Source organism: Kribbella sp. NPDC026596 (genome assembly GCF_040638415.1).
GTDB lineage: Bacteria > Actinomycetota > Actinomycetes > Propionibacteriales > Kribbellaceae > Kribbella.
In genome coordinates this window covers 87,496-105,281 of record NZ_JBEZYF010000029.1, presented here as the reverse complement: position 1 = coordinate 105,281, position 17,786 = coordinate 87,496, and the positions used below count along the sequence as shown (strand labels likewise).

Genomic DNA, 17,786 nt, shown 5'->3' with positions numbered 1-17,786 from the left:
GAGTACGCCGACCACGTCTTCGTGATGAAATCCGGCGCCCTGGTCACCCAGGGCACACCGGAAGACGTGTTCACCTGCGACACCATCCGCGACGTCTTCGGCGTGGAGTCCAAAGTCGTGCCCCACCCGGTCAGTGGTAAACCGATGTGTATCCCACTAAGGGCCGGGCTGCGGAGCGGCACCTCTCCCGGTCAGTGGCGCAGACGTGTCACGTCAGCGGGGTAGGGAGAGGCTGGGTGTGGATGATGTGGAGGCGGCTGACGGCTCGGGTGAGGATGACGTAGAGGCGGTGGAGGCCGCGTGGTTCGGCGGCGACGATCCGGTCCGGTTCGGCGACGATGACGGCGTCGAACTCCAGGCCCTTCGCGAGGGTGGCCGGTACGCAGACCAACCGGGTCGCGTCCAGGTCGTCGTCGGTCTCGCCGAGGAGGGATGGTTGGAGACCGGCGGCGGCCAGCGCGTCGCGGAACGCGGAGATTTGCTCGTCGGCTGCGATCAGGGCGACCGAACCTTCCCCGGCCAGGGCCGTCTTGCAGGCTGCGATGAGAGTGTCAGGGAGGGACGGCTCGTCGGTGTGCACGATCGCGAGCGCCTCGGCGACCGTACGAACGCCACTCGGAACCCCGAGAGTCGGAGCGATCTGCGGGAGGAGCCGTGCCGCGAAGTCGATGATCTGGGCGGGGACGCGGAAGCCCCGGTCGAGCTCGGCCACGACGGCGTCCGACTTCTCCAGATGACCGAGGACCCGGTCCCAGGATCCGGCGGCCCACGGGGTCGTGGCCTGGGCCAGGTCGCCGAGGACGGTGGCCGAGCCGGTGCGGCACCGTCGACCCAGTGCGCGCAACTGCATGGCCGACAGGTCTTGCGCCTCGTCCAGGACCAGGTGGCCGAGCGAGCCGGTACGGCGTTCGATCAGGTCCTCGAGCTCGTCGAGCAGCACGGTGTCGGCGAACGACCACTTCGCCGACTTCCACGATCGGGCCGGCTTGGACCACTGCAACGCCGTACGCTCGTCTGCCGACAACTCATCTCCCGCAGCCTGCGCCAGGAAGCCGGCGTCGGACCACAGCCTGTGCAGCACCTGCTCGGGTGCGACGCGGGGCCAGACCGCGTTGATCAGGTCCTTCACCGGCTTCGAGCGGGCCACGGCGTTCTGCACGCGGTCGTCCGGTGACTCGGCGCGCTGCTCCATCCGAACCAGCACGACGTGCGCGATCCGCTGCGCGAGTGCGTTCCGGCCCGGGTCGTACCGGGTCGACTCCCGCAGGTCGGAGACGATGTCGACCACCTCGTAGTCATGGACGCGATAGCGCCGGGATCCCTTGCTGTACAGGATTCCGTCCGTCGGCGTACCGACGTACGACCACAAGGCCCGGCGCAGTACGGCGGCCATCCGGGCATCACCCTTGACCCGCGCGGCCTCCGGCTCGTCGGTCGTCGCGGCGGGCCGGCTGATCAGCTCCTCGATGATGATCTGCCGTACGTCGACCTCGCCCAGCGCGGGCAGGACCTTGCGGATGTACGACAGGAACGAGCGGTTCGGCCCGACGATCACGACACCGCCGCGGCTGAGCCGTTCCCGTTCGGTATAGAGCAGATACGCCACGCGGTGCAGACCGACCGCGGTCTTGCCCGTGCCCGGCGCACCCTGGACGCACACGCTCGGATGCAGCGGCGCCCGGACCAGGTCGTCCTGCTCCGGCTGGATGGTGGCGACGATGTCGCGCATCGGTCCGGTGCGCGGCCGCTCGATCTCGGCGCGCAGGAAGGCGTCGGCCTGATCGGTCTCGGGGGTCCCGACCATCGGCTCGTCCTCGAAACCGGTCAGCTCGGCGTGGTCGGAGAAGCCGTACCGGCGACGCATCAGGACGCGCTGCCGGTCGCTGTGGGTGGCTCGGTAGAACGGCACCGAGACCGGCGCCCGCCAGTCGATCACCAGCGGGACGCCGCTGCCGTCGTGCACATGCCGACGGCCGATGTAGATCTGGTCGATGTCCTCGATCGTGCCGGTCTCGTAGTCGAGCCGGCCGAAGAACAGTGGTACGTCGGGCAGGTCTAGCAGAGCCTGCGTGCGCATCTTCTTGGCGCGTTCGTTCGCCTCGTTGGTGAAGCGTTCGTCGTTGTCCTCGCCGCCGATCAGCGGGACGTCGCGGGTCTCCACCTCCTGGTACATGCGACTCAGCGCGGCGCGGGCAGTGGCGAGAAAGGCGCGTTCGGCCTCGAGTTCCGGTTCGATCATCGGGCTGAGCCTCGAATCCTGGAGAGCTTTCGGATGGGGGGCGATCAACAGGGTCCCGCCCCGGAGCGCACCCATCCGGTTCGATTCGATCCCGAAAAGACAGGTCGAAGAAATTACCACCGGGCCTGACGGCCCGCCACCGAATTAACGCAGCCAGTCCGGGACGTACTGCGCGTCCCGTGGAAACTCGGCCAGGTCGGCGGCATAGATGCCTGCGTGGACAGCAATCGACCACTCGGGTTCGTGGTCGTAGTCGAAGTCGGTGGCGAAATGCCCGGCCGCGGTGACGGTGATGGTGGCGGTCAGCCAGGCGCCCTTCCCCGGCTGGTACATCTGCTGGCGCAGGATCTCGAACGAGTCCTCCAGCCCCTCGGGCAGCGGGTCGAGTTGCGCGCCGTCCACGGTCGCGTCCAGTTCGGCGTACGGCGCTGTGGCCCGGTAGACCGCGGTCACCTCACGCCACCCCGCGGGCAGGCCGGCGGTCAGTGCTCGCGCGATCGCGTCGATGCTTCCGATCTCGCTCATTCACGTCCCCGGGCCGACTGCGGTTTGGTCTCCTTGAAGATACGCCGCGGTGATCGCTCACCCTCATGCCGGTCGACAACGGCCCGGGACGACGGCCGCGGCGAGGTCCCGTTCGGGTGCCGCACATCGATGGCCGCGTGCACCTGGATGCCGGCCGCTCGCAACGCCTGCCAGCTCTCCTCCATGCGGCGCCAGTTGTCGCTGCCCTTCACCGCCCGATTCTGCGACCGCGACTGTGCGGTGAGGTTGATCGCCTCACCCGGTCCGTCGAATACGGTCGCGAAGAGATGACCACCATCGTCGGTGCGCTGACGGTCGGGCTCCCCCGCCTCTCGTTGCGCGTCCAGGTCGCGGCGCTCGTCGTTCTGCTCCGACGGCAGCCACCCGAGCCATCCTTCGGCATGGGTGACGCGACCGGCTGCGTCGGTCGCGTACACGTAGCGTTCGTCGACCACGTAGACCGACGACGGCTCCGGATTCGACAGCTTCTCGTTCCAGTGATCGGCCCGGCCCGACTTCTCCTTGTGCACGGGCAGCTCGGCGTACTTCTCCGGCACCTGCACGACATCGTCAGGCCCGTACCCGACCGCGCGGACGTCGGCCGGATCGGCGGGTTGCTCGATCCGGCTCGACGCCCGGCGTGGTCGGTCCGTCATCCGTGCATTTATCCGTCGTTCTCCGCCGCCGGAATGAGGGCACCCGGCACGTCCGCGGGAGCGACGATCTTGCTCTCGCCCGGGTACGGCGTGGACCAGTCATGCGCCTGGTACCAGTCGAAGTGGTTCATCTGCGACGGGTTGGCGAAGTCGGCCTTCGCGTTCGGACCGGTGGTCCGCTGCTGCGACTTCCAGGCCTCCCACTGAGCCGCTACCGCCTGCTGGTCCGTCGGCACCGTCGCCTTCGGCGCGGGCGCGGCGGTCGGGTTCTGCGCCGCGGGGACGTCGGCGCCACAGGGCGGCAGCGTGGCGATACCGGCCGTCAGCGACGTGCGGTTGGGCACAGCCTTGAACGGCGTGTAGTCGGGCTTCTGCGTGAACGCGGCAGCCATCGGGGTCGCCGCGCTGTCCTTCTGGTTCATCGGCTTGATCCCGAGGATCTGCTCGATCGTCCGGATCATCGTGATCTGCGTGTAGTAGTGGCTGTCGACCACGCCGTGCTGGGCGTACGGGCTGATGATCTGGATCGGGGCCCGGTGGCCGTCGATGTGGTCGAGACCGGCCTGGGAGTCGTCCTCGACGATGAAGATCGCGGAGTCCTTCCAGTACTTGCTGTGCGAGATCTCGTCGACGATCTGACCGGTGGCCAGGTCGTTGTCCGCGACCTGGGCGGGTCCGCTCGGCGGGCCACCGGTGTGGTCGTTGGACAGCCAGAACATGTTCAGGTTGGCCGGCCCGTTCTTCTCGAAGTCACGCTTCCAGATCTGGGTCTTGTAGATGTCCGGAACGCTGGTGTCGAAGAGCGGGAAGCCGGGCACCGACACGTCGTTGAGGGACGGGATCGCCGAGCCCGTCTGGATGGGATAGGCGGTGTTCTGCCCGGTCGCGACCATGTTCTTGGTGTCGCAGTACAGGTTCTGCCAGGTCGCGCCGGCGGGCTTGCTCTCGATCGACTGGAACTCGCCGTAGTCCTTGACGGACTTGCCGGCGGCCTGCGCACCGGTCCAGATGAAGCCGCTCTTCTGGTGGCCGAGCGCGTCGTTCTCGGTGTCGTAGCTGCGCAGGTACTCACCGGCCGAGGACTCGGTGTACTCCGGGTTGTCGGCCTGCATCAGCCAGTTGTGACCCTCGGCGGAGTTGGTGCCGATGTCGTAGGTGTTGTCGTAGAGGCCGAACTGCTTGGCCATCGCGTGCTGGTTCGGCGTCACGTTCTCGCCGTACTGCGCCAGCGCCGGATCGCCGTTGCCCTCCGGGATGTCGCCGTACAGCTGGTCGTAGGTCCGGTTCTCCTTGACCAGCAGGAACACGTGCTTGATCGTCGACGGGTCGCCGAGCTTCGCCGGAACCGGCACCGGCTCGCGGTGCCCCTTGTCCGTCGCGACCTGCGCCGAGCCGTTGGTCCAGCCGTTCTGCTCGAAGACCGTAGCGGTGCTCTGCCGGATGGCGTGGTCGTCCGGCAGCCTGAACTTGGTCAGGCTCGACGTGGTGTCGTGCGTGCCGCGACCGGCCGCTGTCGTGTCCCGGCGGGCGTCGACACCGCGGGTGTTGGACACCAGGATGTCCTTGCCGACGGTCGCGATCTCGGCCGGGAAGTAGTCCGTCGGAAGCAGGCCGACATAGCTGACCGGCTCCAGCGGGTTGTTGTACTTGTAGACGGCGACCGCGTTGGCCCGGCCGAGGGTGACCAGCAGGTGACCGTCGTCGGTCAGCGTCACGCCGTCGGGTTCGTAGCCCACCGAGGCCTCGGGCCACGGCTGGGTGGCGATGGTCTGGGTGACCTTGCCGCGCCGGGTGTCGATGACCGACACGCTGTTGGTGGCCGTGTTGGTGACGAACACGGCGCCGTTCTTGGCGAACAGAGCGGTCGGGTGCAGGCCGACGTCGATGCTCGCGGGCGCGGCGGCCGGCTGCGACAGGTCGATCACGCTGACCGTACCGGTCGTCGTGGCCGCGGTGACCTGGGAGGCCACCACCTGGGTGCCGTACGAGTTGATGGTGGGATCGCCGGGCTTGGCCGGCCGGCCGCCCTCGTTGCTCACATAGAGCTTGTTCCCGACCATGAGCATGTCGCGCGGCGCGTTGCCGACGGCCCAGCTCTGCTTGATGGTGCCGGTCGCGGTGTCGATCGCGACGACCCGGTTCTGGCCGTTGACCGCGGAGTACACGGTGGCGCCGTCGGGCGAGAACACCGCCTCGGCGACCAGCGCGTGCTTCGCGCCGTCGGCCGCGATCGGGACGAACGTCGGGTTGGCGAGCGAGCCGTCCGGGTTCACCGTGAACTTGCGGTAGCCGTCGGTCTGGCCCAGCCACAACTGCGACCCGTCGGGCGAGTACGTCGGGCCTTCCTGGCCGATGTCGTTCCCGGGGATCTTCAGATCGGCAGCGGCGTTGTTGCCGATGTACTGCTGGACCTTCCAGTTCTTCAGGTCGATGATCGCCAGCGCCATTCCGCCGTCGGTCACCCCGGCGGCCAGATGGCTGCCGTCGGGGCTGACCGAGGACGACATGATCTTGCCCTTCTGCAAGACCAGGCGATCGCCCAACGGCTTGATGTACTGGTCGGCGGACACGACCTGGCCCTTGTCTGTGACCTGGCCGACCTGGTCGTCCCCGAACTGATGCGTCGAGGCGACCGCAGTGCCGGCTAGGGCCACGGCCGCGGCGGTGGTGCCCGCAGTGAGCAGTGGTATCCGGCGGCGAAGAAGGATGCTGAGACCCTTCTCGTCACGCCGGCGGCGGCGTGTTACCTGCATGGGAATTATCCCTTCGAGGTGGACGGAAGCAGTTCGATGTTGCCGTCGAACTGCCACAGCGGGTTCGGTTCGTCGCCTGCCGGGGTCCGGACCAGGAAGAAGCCGTTCACTTCTTTCGGTCCGTCCCCGTCGGCGACGTACCGACCGAGCGGGTTGATGTCGAGTTGGTAGATGGCCGAACCGGCCGCTTCGACACCAGGGAGGTGCCAGCTCACGACGCAACGCCAGTCGTTGCCCGGACCGACGGCGGCCACCTGGTCGCCGCCCTTGGTGCAGGCGGCCGAGGTCTGGAGTTGCGCCTCGGTGACGTCGGGCCGGTTGAGCTGTTTGGTCTGCAGGCGGTACAGGTGCGCGAAGGACGTGGCGACCGATCGCTGCACCTTGTCCTGGTCGATCCCGGAGCCGGTCCCGGTCACCGGCGTCAGCACCCCGGCGGTGAGGCCGAACAGGACGACGAGTGGCAGCAGACCGGCGGTGACCGCCAGCCGCCCGGACCCGTCGTGGGTCGGGTTGGTGAAGTCGCGCCGTACGAAGAGGAAGTAGGCCAGGGCGGTCGCGACGACGACCCACACCAGACTGACCGCGATTCCGATCAGGAGAGGTCCGAGTTGTCCCGGACTGGTGAACAAGCCGTTCCAGCTGATGAACGCGTAACCGGGCAGTGCGTAGCGAATGGCGACGGGGACCGGAAGCTGCTGAACGATTTGCATCGCCAGGGCGACCACAGCGGGCAGCAGCAGGCCCATCGGCGAACGGCCCAACGCGACGGACCCGAGCAGGCCGATCGCGGCGAGCGCCAGGGTCGGGGCGAGTCCGCAGGCCCAGGCGAGCAGGACCTTCCCGGCGGCGTCGCCCGGCGACAGCAGGTGGCCGTCGAGCCCGATCAGGGATCGGTTGCCGATGACCGCGAGGCCGCCGATCGTGCTCGAAGCGACCAGCCCGATCACGAGCACCACGATCACGGTGAGGCTGGCGACGGCCTTCGACACGAAGATCCGGCGTGGCGACCGGACCGCGACCAGGAGGTGGCGCCAGGTGCCGAGGCGGTCCTCGGACGCGAACACGTCGCCGGCGATCAGCGAGGTCAGCAGCGGGAGCGCCCACGATCCCGAGAAGCCGAGGATCACCAGCGGTCCGGCCCATCCGGTGGCGTGCATCCAGCGGCCGAACAGAGTGTCGACCGGAAGTGAGGCCTGCCGGCTGATCACGGCGACAAAGAGCGCGGGCGCGAGCCAGCAGGCGACGAGCAGCAACCGCACGCGCCACTGCGAGAGCAGCTTGACCAGCTCGAAGCGGTACGCGCGCTGGACCGAGACGCGGCGGGCGACGGGAGCCGCGGGTTCCTTGGTGGTCTCGGCGACGGTGGCGGTCATCGGTCCGACTCCTGCTGTTCGGTGAGGTCGAGGAACGCTGCTTCGAGTGGCGAGACCACGGGCACCAGCTCGCGCACCGCGATGCCTGCGTGCACGAGTTGCTTCACGAGGTCGTCCAGCGCGGGCACGGCTGCCGACACCACCAGCACCTCGGTCCCCTGCCGTACGCCGCTGTCGTCGACGACCCGGATCCCGGCCGTTCCACTGGCCAACCGGCGAGCGGCCTCCAGGTCGGAGGTGAGCACGCGATAGTCGAGCTCATCGTTCCCGGCGGCCAGCTTGGTCAGCGGCCCGGAGAACGCGACTCGTCCGGTGGACAGAATCGTGACCTCGGAGCACAGCGCCTCGACGTCGTCCATCCGGTGGCTCGACATCACGACGGCGGTGCCATCGGCAGCCAGCCGGGTGAGGACGCCGTACACGTGCTTCTTGCCGGCCGGGTCGAGGCCGTTGGACGGTTCGTCGAGCACCAGCAGCCGGGGCCTGGTGAGTAGAGCGGCGGCGAGGCCGAGGCGTTGGCGCATACCGAGGGAGAAGCCGCGGACGCGATCGTCGGCGACATCGGTGAGCCCGACCTGGTCGAGCGCGTCGTCGATGCCCATCGTCCGCGGATCGTCGCCGCGGAGAGCGGCCAGCGCGGCGAGGTTCTGCTTGGCCGTCAGCGACGGGTAGAGACCAGGACCGTCGACGAAACCCGCGACGCCTTCAGGGACAGCGAGCGCGCGGCCGACCGGCGTACCGAGGATCTGCAGGTTGCCTTTGTCGGCGATGGCCAGGCCCAGCAGCAGGCCGAGCAGAGTCGTCTTTCCGGCGCCGTTCGGCCCGACCAGTCCGTGGATCTGCCCCCGTGCGACCTCCAGGTCGATGCCATCGAGCGCGACGACCTCGCCGAAGCACTTCATGATTCCGCGAGCGCGGACTGCGAGCCGTGTATCCATGGTTTCCTTCGGGGGCGGGAGCTGACCAGGAAACATTAGGTACCAATGCATCTTACGGCAGGAACGGTCAGTTGAACGATCGAAGAACGACTGGCAACCGTTTCCTCGGTCGCTCTCAGCCGGCTCTCAGCGGTAGGCGCGGGCCTGGAGGTCGAAGAGCTCGGCGTAGCGGCCGTTGGCGGCGAGGAGATCTTCATGGGTGCCGACCTCTTCGACGCGGCCGTTGTGCATGACGACGATGAGGTCGGCCATCCGGACGGTCGAGAAGCGGTGGGAGACCAGGACGGTGATCCCGCCGGTCTCGTCCGCGGCGATCTTGGCGGCTGCGGCGTACTGCTCGTAGAGGCGGTGCTCGGCCTCGGGGTCCAGCGCGGCGGTCGGCTCGTCGAGGAGTAGGAGCAGCGGTCGCTCACGCATGAACGCCCGGGCCAGCGCGAGCCGCTGCCATTGCCCGCCGGACAGCTCGACGCCATCGGTGAACTTCTTGCCCAATTGGGTATCCAGCCCGCGCGGCAGTCCGCGGATCACCGATTCCGCGTCGCCGCGCGCAATCGCCGCGAGTACGGCGTTCTCGTCGGACGACCGATCGACATCGCCGATCCCGACGACGTCGCGAACCAGCAACTCGAACTTCACGAAGTCCTGGAACCCGGCCGACAGCCGCGACCGCCAAGCCTCCGGCGCGATCGTCGCGAGGTCCACGCCGTCGACCAGGATGCGGCCGGTCGTCGGGTCGTACATCCGGGCGAGCAGCTTCACCAGCGTCGTCTTACCGGCGCCGTTCTCCCCCACCAACGCGACGGCCGACCCCGCCGGCACGCTCAGATCAATGGCACTCAGGACGGCGGAATCCGAGCCAGGGTAAGAGAATCCGACGTTCCGCAACTCGATGCCGGAGCCGAGTCGCGTCGGCGCCGGGGTGGTGCTCGCCTGCCACGAGTTGTCCTTCGCGTACTCGCGCAACCAGTCGTACCGGCTGAAGCTCCGCACGACCTCGCCGACCCAGTACACGTTCTGCGCGATCCCGCCGGTCATCTGATCCACCTGCGGCGCCAGCAACAGTACGAGCACGACGTCGCCGGCGGTCTGCTGACCGTTCCGGGCCCGCGCGATCACCCACACGACGGCCGCGGCGTACGCGAGACCGAAGACCAGCCGGACCGATCCGTCCACCTTCCCACCCCAGCGCGCCGCCGCGACCCGCCGCCGGAACCGCTCTGTCTGCAACGAGAAGATCTTGTCCAGCAAGACCTTCCCGAGCCCGAACACGCGCAGCTCCAGCCCTGTCCGCGGGTCCTTCGCCACCTCGATCAGCCGGTCGACCAGGCGCTCCTGCGGCAGCGAGTCTTCCCACGCCTTCTGCTGCCGCGTGCTGCTCAGGTACGCCGACCAGATCCGCGTGGCACCGAGCAACGGCAGAACGAGCAGCAACGGATGCACGGACCCGAGCAGCGTGAGCACGGTGGCCGTGTTGGTCACCGTCGCGAACACCCACAGCAGAACCTCGGCGCCGACACCCATCCGCCATGCGCGTTCGCGGACCAGCTCCAGCCGGTCGGCGACGTCGGGCCGCTCGTGATGCGACAACCCCGGAATGCCTGTGGTCACGTCCACCAGGTCGGCGTGCACACGTCCGGCCATGCGTTCCTGCGCGGTGTCCTGCAACGGCCAGCCCACGACATCGGCGACGAACGAGACCGCCAGACCGACGGCGATGATGGCGATGCCGAGTGCGATCGTGCTGGACTCGTCGCTCGCGATCCCGTCGACGAGCCGGCTGACGCCGTACGTCTGCGTCGGTGCGGTGATCGCACGCGCGGCGACGAGCACGGCCGAGATCGTCATCAGCAACGGCGCTGCCCGGAACGACGTGCCCAGCCACAGCCAGATGACCCGCAGGCTACGCATCGATGGCCTCGCTCTCGGGGTCTTCCGGCGCCGTGACGTACCGCTCGGCCTGCAGGCGGAACAGGTCGGCATACGTCCCGCCCTTGTCCAGCAACTGTTCGTGCGTGCCGTCCTCGACGATCCGCCCGTCGGCCAGCACGCAGATGCGGTGGGCGTTCCGGACCACAGAGAACCGGTGGGAGATGATCAGCGACGCCACCCCCGAGGTCAGCTCGAGATAGCGCTCTACCAGCTCGGCCTCGGCCCGTACGTCGAGCGCCGCCGCCGGCTCGTCCAGCACGAGCACGCCGGCCCCCGCATGGACGGCGAACAGCGCTCGCGCCAGCGCGATCCGTTGCCACTCACCGCCGGACAGGTCGACGCCGCCGTCGAAGGTCTTGTCGAGCACGGTGTTCCACCCCTCCGGCAGACCGCGCACGAGCTCGTCGATCCCGGACTCACGGGCAACCCTGGCCAGTGTGAGGTCGTCGTCCGCGCGCTCGACCGCACCGAACACGACGTTGTCCGTGACCGACAGCGGGAACCGCAGGAAGTCCTGCACGATCGCCGCGATGCGCCGCTGCCAGGCAGCAAGGTCGAGCTCGGCCAGGTCCACGCCGTCGACCGTGATCCGGCCTGTGGTCGGTCGGTACGCACCACCGAGCAACTTCACCAGCGTCGACTTCCCGGCACCGTTGACGCCGACGAGCGCAAGCGCTTCGTGCGCGTGGATGGTGAGGTCGAGGCCGCTCAGCACATCGACGTCGGAGCCGGGATAGCGGAAGCTCACGTTCTCGAAACGGATCTCGCGGGCCGGCATCGTCTCGATGCGATGCTTGCCGGTCGAGGAAGACTCGGGGTGACGCTCGGCGATCTTGCCGGGCAGTTCCTTCATCGCCCGGTACGCCGACAGTCCGCGCCGGACCTGCACGACGCCGTACCCGTTCCCCGACACTCCGATGGCAAGGATGGCCGGGACGGTCGTCGCGACCTCGGTCAGGGGCAGGGTGCTGTCGAGCGCGGCCCGGCCGACCAGCAGGATCGCGACCACGTTCGCGATCAACTGCAGGCCACCCATCAGGATCGACCACTTCACGTTGTTGCCGCGCCGCTCCCACACCGCACGGAAGCCCGCGGTCCACTCGCGCACGTAACGCTCGACCAGCCAGTTGTGCAGGCCGAAGACGCGCAACTCCTTGGGCGCGTCGCGCATACCGAGGTCGAACAGGTAGTTGGCCCGCCGCTGCTCCTCGGTGTTTCCCCACCACACGTCGATCTCGCGCTCGATCAGGCGGCCACCCCACCACTCCAGCAGGATGGTCATGGCCACGAGCATCGCGGCGATCCACCAGGAGAACATCACGCCGACGATGACCGCGGAGCCGATCAACGTGACTCGGCTGGCCAGGAGCCACGGGAGATTCGCCAAGCCCTGCGCGAGATGGAAGCCGCCCTTGCCCTTCGCCCGCTCCTGCACATCCAGCACCTCGGCGTCCTCCAGGTGCGCGATGCGGCGCGGGGTCAGCAGCGGCTCGGTGATGCCGGTGCCGATCTCGCGGACGAGCGCCGCGTCCAGGATCAACGACGTCACTCGGTGCATCGCGGGCGTAAGGCTCTCCAGCACGAACACCGTCAGCAGCGCCCCGAGCAGCCAGCAGAACCTGGTGAACGACATTGCTCCCGGGGCGTCGTCGATCACACCTGGAACGGCACCGACGACCTGACCGGTGAGCAGGGTGACCCCCATCCCCAGCACAGAGCCGAGCACAGCGAGGCCCACCGTCAGAGCGGTGCTACCAGGTGCAACACGCAACGCATACCGCAGCAGAGTCAGCACTCAACCGACCGTAACGACCCCCACCGACAAAAGCATCCGAGTTTCGGTCAGGCGCGGAATTCCTCACCAGAACAAGAGCAGGCGCCGGCGATAGCAGACCCCGTGACCCTGCAGGGTGAGGCGGTAGTCCGCCGGGCCGCGAGAGACCGAGGCGCCGATGCGGTGCAGGAGCTCGCGATCGGTGAAGAGTACGACGCCGGGCCGGTAGGGCACGTGGACCTCCGCCGGCTCACCCTCGTCGGCGCGGATGTCCATGCCGGTGCCGCCACCGGGGACCGCGAGCGGGAGGGTGAAGTTCACGATGCCGTCGATCGCCGAGGCTCGGTCAGCGAAGTACGGGACCTGCTGCGCGAGCTGGTCGAGGTGCCAGCCCCCACCCTCGAACCGGCCGGCGCCGCCGTACGCCATCAGATGGAAGCCGGGAATCGCCAGCCCGTCGACGAAATCCACCGGGTGCGAGTAGCGGTCCTCGAAGAAATCGGCCACCCGGTCGTACAGCCATCGGTAGGTGTCGTACATCAGCGCGTTGGTCACGCGGGCCTGCTCGGTGTAGTACTCCAGGCGATCCCGGGTGCGGTAGAGCGGCGTACCGATCGTGCTCAGGTCCGGCCCGGTGTGCCAGCACTTGGCGCGGAAGTCTGCCGATGGCTTCAACACCTGCTGGGCTGCTGTGGTCGCCTCTGCATCCGTCAGCAATCTGTGGAGGTAGACCGCCTCGGAACCAACCGCCACCTGGGCCGCTGTCGCTGTGGTCATCAGGCCACCCGCGCACATGTCACGGCGGCCGCCAGCAGTCCGGCGACGGCGGTTGCGATGGGCTGGCCGGTGGCCTGCTGGTAGTACAAGAAGGCAGGCGACGGGTTGACCTCGAAGCAGAACCACTCCTCGTCCGGTGTCACGCGCAGGTCGACGCCGGCGACGGGAAGGTCGAGGCGGGAGGCCAGCAGCCGGCAGCGCTTCGCGACGTCATCAGGCAGATCGGTCGCGGACAGCCGCGGACGGGGCAGCCCTTGGTGCGAGGCGTAGCGGTAGTCGTCGGCCTCGCAGTCGATCCGGGTCGCGAAGATCTCCGCTCCGACCACGTGGACCCGAACGTCGACGCCCGGCACCTGGGCCTGGAACTGGGTCGGACAGGACCGGACATCCTCGAGCGAAACGTCGTCGGCCAGGCTCCGGACCCGGCTCCGGATGCCACTCGTGGATTTGTAGACCACGTTCTCGTGCCGGGTCGAGAACGCCGCGACGGCTTCCGGGTCGTTCGTCACGAGCGTCTCGGGCACAGCGAAGCCGGCGGCGGCGATCTCCCTGAGCTGGGCGGGCTTCGACCCGTTGCCGGCCGAGGCGGACGGACGGTTGATGACGAACGCCGGGGCGAGCTCTGCCCAGGTGGACAAGATGTCCGCGACCTCCTGCACGTGCCGCCGTACCGGCGAGCCGGGAGGTTCATCGCGTACGGCGGCCACCCGCATGCCGTCGTGGGGTCGCAAGTAGGCAGCACCGACGTCAGCCAGGTCGACCACCGAATCCCCCACCCGTACGGCGCCCTCGATGCGTGCACCGACTCTCAGCTCGACGGCCGTGTCCAGCACCGAGCGCTGATCGACGAACAGGACCGGGACGCCGAACCTCACCAGCTCGGTGTGTACGGCGGCCATCGTCGAATCGCCCGGCAGACCCCACAGCAGCGCGGTCACTGCATGCCGTCCATCATCAGCGCCAAGGTGTCGGCGACCTCCGGGGCCGCGACGTTCGGCCACGGACTGATCTCCGCGACCACGTCGTCGATGAACATCGCCTCGAGGGCAACGCACCCGACGCTTTCGGCGAGTGTGCACAGCTTGTGCCCGAGGTCTGCCCGTCCTGACCCGAACCAACGGTCGCCGATGGCAGTCACCCACGTCCGGGCTGCCGACTCCAGCGGGCCGCTGTCCGGCGCACCGCCCGGTGTGGCGTGGCGATGCACCGGACGGACAGGGAGTCCCACCGCCGCCGCGGCGACGGCCCACTGCTCGCGTCGCCAGCCCGGTCCGTTGAGACACGTCGTACTCGGGCGGTTGACGACGGGACCGGGCCACGCGCCGAGCCACGCGCGCAGGAACGCGTCCAACTCCGCTGCGGCGTACGACGCATCCTGCGCGTCGACCTGGACCAGATCCGCGGGTCCGATACCACCGAGGCGGGTGAGCACCGACGTCACCTCCGGCCGGGACGCAACCTGGGCCCGGGCCTCGCCCTGAGTGTCGAGGTGGAGCAGCAGGCGCTCGGCACTGAGCTCAGCCGGGGTGAGCAATACGGCGTCGTCGCCCCAGCGATCGGCCAGCTCCCGCGCGGCGACGTCGTGGGAATGCGCCAGCACCAGCCGCATGTCACCCCTCCCCCGACTCGACAGCCTTCTTCGCAGCCGCCTTCTTCGCGGCCGCTTTCTTGGCGGGCGCCTTCTCAGCCGTCATCTTCTCGGCGAGCGCCTTCTTCGCCGGTGCCTTCTTCGCGGGCGCCTTCTTGGCAGGTGCCTTCTTGGCAGGTGCCTTCTTGGCGGGTGCCTTCTTAGCGGGTGCCGAGGGTGGCTCGTCGTCCTGGAGGGCCGAGGCGCCGACGTCCGGCCTGTCCTCCAGCGTGATGAACGTCCGCGCCCGCCCCGAAGGCTCCGCCGGCTCGCCCGCGATGATCGGGTTGTCGAGCTGCTTCTCGATCGCCACCAGCTTCTCGAGGTGGGTGACCTTGTCGATGTGGTCCTTGTCCTTACCGTCCTTGTGGTCCTTGCCCTCCTTGTCCTTGCCTTCCTTGGAGTCCTTCTCCTTCGTCTCCTTGCCTTCCTTGCCTTCCTTGGACTCCTTGCCCTCCTTGGTGTCCTTGTCCTTGCCCTTCGCGGCGATCCGGGCGTCGATCTCGGTGATCTTCACTTCCAGCTCCCGGGTCAGCTGGAAGAGCTCCCGGCGCAACTCGGCGACACAGTTGCTCGAGATGCTCAGGTCGCGGGAGATGCTGTCGAACTCCCCCTCGAGCGCGTGGAACCGGGCGTTGAACCCGATCTCGTCCGGCGTCTGTCCCGCCTGCACGACGGTGACGCCGTCGATGAAGTCCGGGTGCACGAACAACCGTTCATAGGTCAGCGCACACTCCGGCGCGGTCTCGGAGATCTGCACCTGGAACGTGAAGCCCGCCGCCGCGGCGGCCGCAGCCGCGTCCCCGGCTGCCAGGGCCGAGCGGGAGATCCCCTGGCCGAGGACGGCGATGACAGCATCCTCGGTGAGACCGGCCTCCCGCAGCGAGGCGGCGATCGTGCTTGCCGGTACGCCGAAGACCAACGGCTCCTCGGCGTTGCTGTCGTTGCTCGACATGGTCCCCTCCTCGGCCGCTGCGCGGCGGCTGGTCAACGTACGGTGCGGTAGTGCCGGTAGGTCCGGGCTGCGGCCGCGGTGAGCGGGAACGGCGTACCGGAGCCGTCCACGTCGATGTGTCGCTGGCGTAGCTCCCACGTGTTGGCCCGTACGCCGACAGGCGTCGCCAACTCGATCAGGTTCATCAGGTGCTCGTACTGACGCAAGGTGAGCAGCGATCCCTCTGGTAGCGAGGGACTCCACTCGTACGGGTCGTTCCCCAGTCCGCGAACGTGAGCCAGGCAGCTCACCACGCTGATGCCGGACCCCGCCGCGTAGATCTGTGTGGTTGGTCCACGCAGCGGATCCAGCCGGACGGCCTTACCTGCCAGGCCCCGCGACTCCCACCGATAGAGCACGGTCTGCCGTGCAGCCAAGTTGCTTCCGGCAAGGGGTAGTCCGGTCACACCCAGGACCAGTACGACGTTGCCGGCGGAACTGATGAACGCGACCACACTGCTCGCCCCCGCCGCCGCGGCGGCCGTCAGCGTGGCAGTGAGCTGCTCCGGATGCGCAGTGATCGCCGCAGTGCCGTCCGGTCCCAGGTCGAACGCCGCGAACAACCGCGTCGACACCGCACCGAGCTGGCGCCCGAATCCATCCACCTGTTCAGCAGTCGGTACGCCGAGATGCGCCAGCCGCTGCGTGAGGTCCGGGAAGGTCGAGGCAGGCTGCGCACCGGACAGCGGGCCCGACACGTCGACAGCGGACAGCTGACGTGCCGCCATCGCTGCGACCACAGCAGCCAGCGGAGCGTCGTACTGCGTGTCCGTGGCACCGGCGAGGCTCGCCGTGGCGGTCAGGGGCACCGGTGCGTCCGGGCCTGGCTCCAGATCGATGACCAGTGGTCCCATCGGCAGTGTGCTGACGAACACGGTCCCATCTGGTGTCAGCTCAGCGGTGCGCAGTCCACACGCATTCAAGATCCACGCGCCGGCCGGGTCGACCGACCGTGGCTGCGGCACGAGACCTGGGTCGGCCAGCGCCTCGGCGGCTGCGATCGCTGAATCCAGGACAGCCGGGACGGGTGCTGACAACAGGGCTCCGAGTCCGAGCTCGAACCGCGAGCCACCGTCGTCGTTCTGCCCCTCGACGATCGCGGTCCAAGGCTGTGCCGCCAACTGATCACAGCGGGCCTCGACCAGCTCCAACGCACCCGCCAGCCCTGGTGAAAGCGGCTGATGGTCGGGTAACCCCCACCGCGCCATGGAGGCGCGAGTCGCAGTCACTCGCTCCTGCACCCGTTGCGGTAGCAGCCGACCCGCGTGCGCCGCGTCGCCGTCCGCGCTGCCGGCCGGCCAGATCAGATGCACCTGGCGAACGGTCTGCAGCAGCTCGGCCCGGCGGCCCGGGGAGTCCGGCGCGACCAACCGGAAAGCGAGGTGGATCGGGTTGCGGAGCTCGTTGACCCCGACAGGTCCAGGCAGGCCAGGGCCGGGGGCGTTGTTGAGGACGTCCTCGACCCACGACGACGTCGGCGACCGCCAGCCGCGCAACAAGCCCAGTCGGGCGCGGTACTCCGCGTCGTCCTCGAGGCGACCCGGTGGCGACAGCGGCTGAGTCGCCGGTGAGCGCCGCTCGGCGTCCCACACCAGCTCGTCGGCGAACCGAGGACAGCTGAGGTCCGACCCGAGCCGATCGAGGGCGTTCCCGCGCGCTTCGGCCAGCGTCCGCATCGCGGCGATCTCGCGCGCGCTCCGCCGCAACCGCTGCTTCTCCGCCAGCACTGCCGTCATCACTCGGCCGGTCAGCCCCTGGACGAGATCGATCCGCAGCAGACCGCGGACGTCGGCAGGCGACAGTTGCGTAGTCGTGCCGTCCGCCGCGATCCGGGTCGCAGTCAGCGAGAGCCGAAGCTGCGGCGCCACACCGGATGCGTCCACCGACGGAACGTACCCAGGCAGACTGCTGCCTGCCTGACTCCACTCGGCGAACGTGACCGCGGGCTGGTTCGTGGCCGGCGCCGGCAGCAGGACCCGCGGTACCACGACGAGCTGGTCCCGCTCGGTGTCCGCCAGCAGCGTCACCAGCAGTACGGCGTACCGGCTGCCGACCGGGACGGTTACCCGCGCAGTCTGCGCGTCCCAGGGCAAGGGTTGCGGAGTCGCCGCACCCGCCAACGGACCGACGAGTTCGCGGGCAACCGCAGCCAATGACCCGGCGCCGGACTCCATGACCTGAGCGAGCAGATCAGCTGTCAT

Annotated in this window: 13 protein-coding genes; all 13 read right to left on the bottom strand. The window is 68.7% G+C overall.

Annotation, left to right across the window (positions count from 1 at the left end):
- Nucleotides 1–208: 208 nt before the first annotated feature.
- Nucleotides 209–2,239, bottom strand: coding sequence for an AAA family ATPase (locus tag AB0E63_RS24180; protein WP_360370308.1), 2,031 nt, complete (start codon nt 2,237–2,239; stop codon nt 209–211).
- Nucleotides 2,240–2,383: 144 nt separating this feature from the next.
- Nucleotides 2,384–2,764 (bottom strand): immunity protein YezG family protein, encoded by a 381-nt coding sequence (locus AB0E63_RS24175; protein WP_360370305.1) that lies wholly within the window; start codon nt 2,762–2,764, stop codon nt 2,384–2,386.
- Complete coding sequence (locus AB0E63_RS24170; RefSeq protein WP_360370302.1) at nt 2,761–3,420, bottom strand: DNA/RNA non-specific endonuclease; 660 nt, start codon at nt 3,418–3,420, stop codon at nt 2,761–2,763. Before AB0E63_RS24170 ends, AB0E63_RS24175 begins: the two co-directional genes overlap by 4 nt.
- An 8-nt stretch (nt 3,421–3,428) precedes the next feature.
- Nucleotides 3,429–6,173, bottom strand: a complete 2,745-nt coding sequence (locus AB0E63_RS24165; RefSeq protein WP_360370299.1) for a phosphoesterase — start codon at nt 6,171–6,173, stop codon at nt 3,429–3,431.
- A 5-nt stretch (nt 6,174–6,178) separates the two neighbouring features.
- Nucleotides 6,179–7,546, bottom strand: a complete 1,368-nt coding sequence (locus AB0E63_RS24160; protein ID WP_360370296.1) for an ABC transporter permease — start codon at nt 7,544–7,546, stop codon at nt 6,179–6,181.
- Complete coding sequence (locus AB0E63_RS24155) at nt 7,543–8,484, bottom strand: ABC transporter ATP-binding protein (RefSeq protein ID WP_360370293.1); 942 nt, start codon at nt 8,482–8,484, stop codon at nt 7,543–7,545. Before AB0E63_RS24155 ends, AB0E63_RS24160 begins: the two co-directional genes overlap by 4 nt.
- A 126-nt stretch (nt 8,485–8,610) precedes the next feature.
- On the bottom strand, nt 8,611–10,392 hold the full coding sequence (locus tag AB0E63_RS24150; protein ID WP_360370290.1) for an ABC transporter ATP-binding protein: 1,782 nt from the start codon (nt 10,390–10,392) through the stop codon (nt 8,611–8,613).
- A complete protein-coding gene (locus AB0E63_RS24145; protein WP_360370287.1) occupies nt 10,385–12,208 on the bottom strand; it encodes an ABC transporter ATP-binding protein in 1,824 nt (607 codons plus the stop codon). Before AB0E63_RS24145 ends, AB0E63_RS24150 begins: the two co-directional genes overlap by 8 nt.
- A gap of 63 nt (nt 12,209–12,271) precedes the next feature.
- The gene (locus AB0E63_RS24140) at nt 12,272–12,964 is read right to left on the bottom strand and encodes a hypothetical protein (RefSeq protein WP_360370284.1); all 693 of its coding nucleotides are present in this window, start codon (nt 12,962–12,964) and stop codon (nt 12,272–12,274) included.
- Complete coding sequence (locus AB0E63_RS24135) at nt 12,964–13,902, bottom strand: hypothetical protein (protein WP_360370281.1); 939 nt, start codon at nt 13,900–13,902, stop codon at nt 12,964–12,966. Before AB0E63_RS24135 ends, AB0E63_RS24140 begins: the two co-directional genes overlap by 1 nt.
- Entirely contained in the window at nt 13,899–14,573 is a 675-nt protein-coding gene (locus AB0E63_RS24130; RefSeq protein WP_360370278.1) for a hypothetical protein, read from the bottom strand. Before AB0E63_RS24130 ends, AB0E63_RS24135 begins: the two co-directional genes overlap by 4 nt.
- Before the next feature lies 1 nt (nt 14,574).
- On the bottom strand, nt 14,575–15,546 hold the full coding sequence (locus AB0E63_RS24125) for a hypothetical protein (protein WP_360370275.1): 972 nt from the start codon (nt 15,544–15,546) through the stop codon (nt 14,575–14,577).
- A 32-nt stretch (nt 15,547–15,578) separates the two neighbouring features.
- Nucleotides 15,579–17,786: a hypothetical protein gene (locus AB0E63_RS24120; protein WP_360370272.1), complete on the bottom strand. Its 2,208-nt coding sequence runs from the start codon at nt 17,784–17,786 to the stop codon at nt 15,579–15,581.

Coding starts and splice junctions, on each gene's coding strand:
- AB0E63_RS24180 (WP_360370308.1), bottom strand. CDS start 2,239: ATGATCGAACCGGAACTCGAGGCCGAACGCGCCTTTCTCGCCACTGCC.
- AB0E63_RS24175 (WP_360370305.1), bottom strand. CDS start 2,764: ATGAGCGAGATCGGAAGCATCGACGCGATCGCGCGAGCACTGACCGCC.
- AB0E63_RS24170 (WP_360370302.1), bottom strand. CDS start 3,420: ATGACGGACCGACCACGCCGGGCGTCGAGCCGGATCGAGCAACCCGCC.
- AB0E63_RS24165 (WP_360370299.1), bottom strand. CDS start 6,173: ATGCAGGTAACACGCCGCCGCCGGCGTGACGAGAAGGGTCTCAGCATC.
- AB0E63_RS24160 (WP_360370296.1), bottom strand. CDS start 7,546: ATGACCGCCACCGTCGCCGAGACCACCAAGGAACCCGCGGCTCCCGTC.
- AB0E63_RS24155 (WP_360370293.1), bottom strand. CDS start 8,484: ATGGATACACGGCTCGCAGTCCGCGCTCGCGGAATCATGAAGTGCTTC.
- AB0E63_RS24150 (WP_360370290.1), bottom strand. CDS start 10,392: ATGCGTAGCCTGCGGGTCATCTGGCTGTGGCTGGGCACGTCGTTCCGG.
- AB0E63_RS24140 (WP_360370284.1), bottom strand. CDS start 12,964: ATGACCACAGCGACAGCGGCCCAGGTGGCGGTTGGTTCCGAGGCGGTC.
- AB0E63_RS24130 (WP_360370278.1), bottom strand. CDS start 14,573: ATGCGGCTGGTGCTGGCGCATTCCCACGACGTCGCCGCGCGGGAGCTG.
- AB0E63_RS24125 (WP_360370275.1), bottom strand. CDS start 15,546: ATGTCGAGCAACGACAGCAACGCCGAGGAGCCGTTGGTCTTCGGCGTA.
- AB0E63_RS24120 (WP_360370272.1), bottom strand. CDS start 17,786: ATGACAGCTGATCTGCTCGCTCAGGTCATGGAGTCCGGCGCCGGGTCA.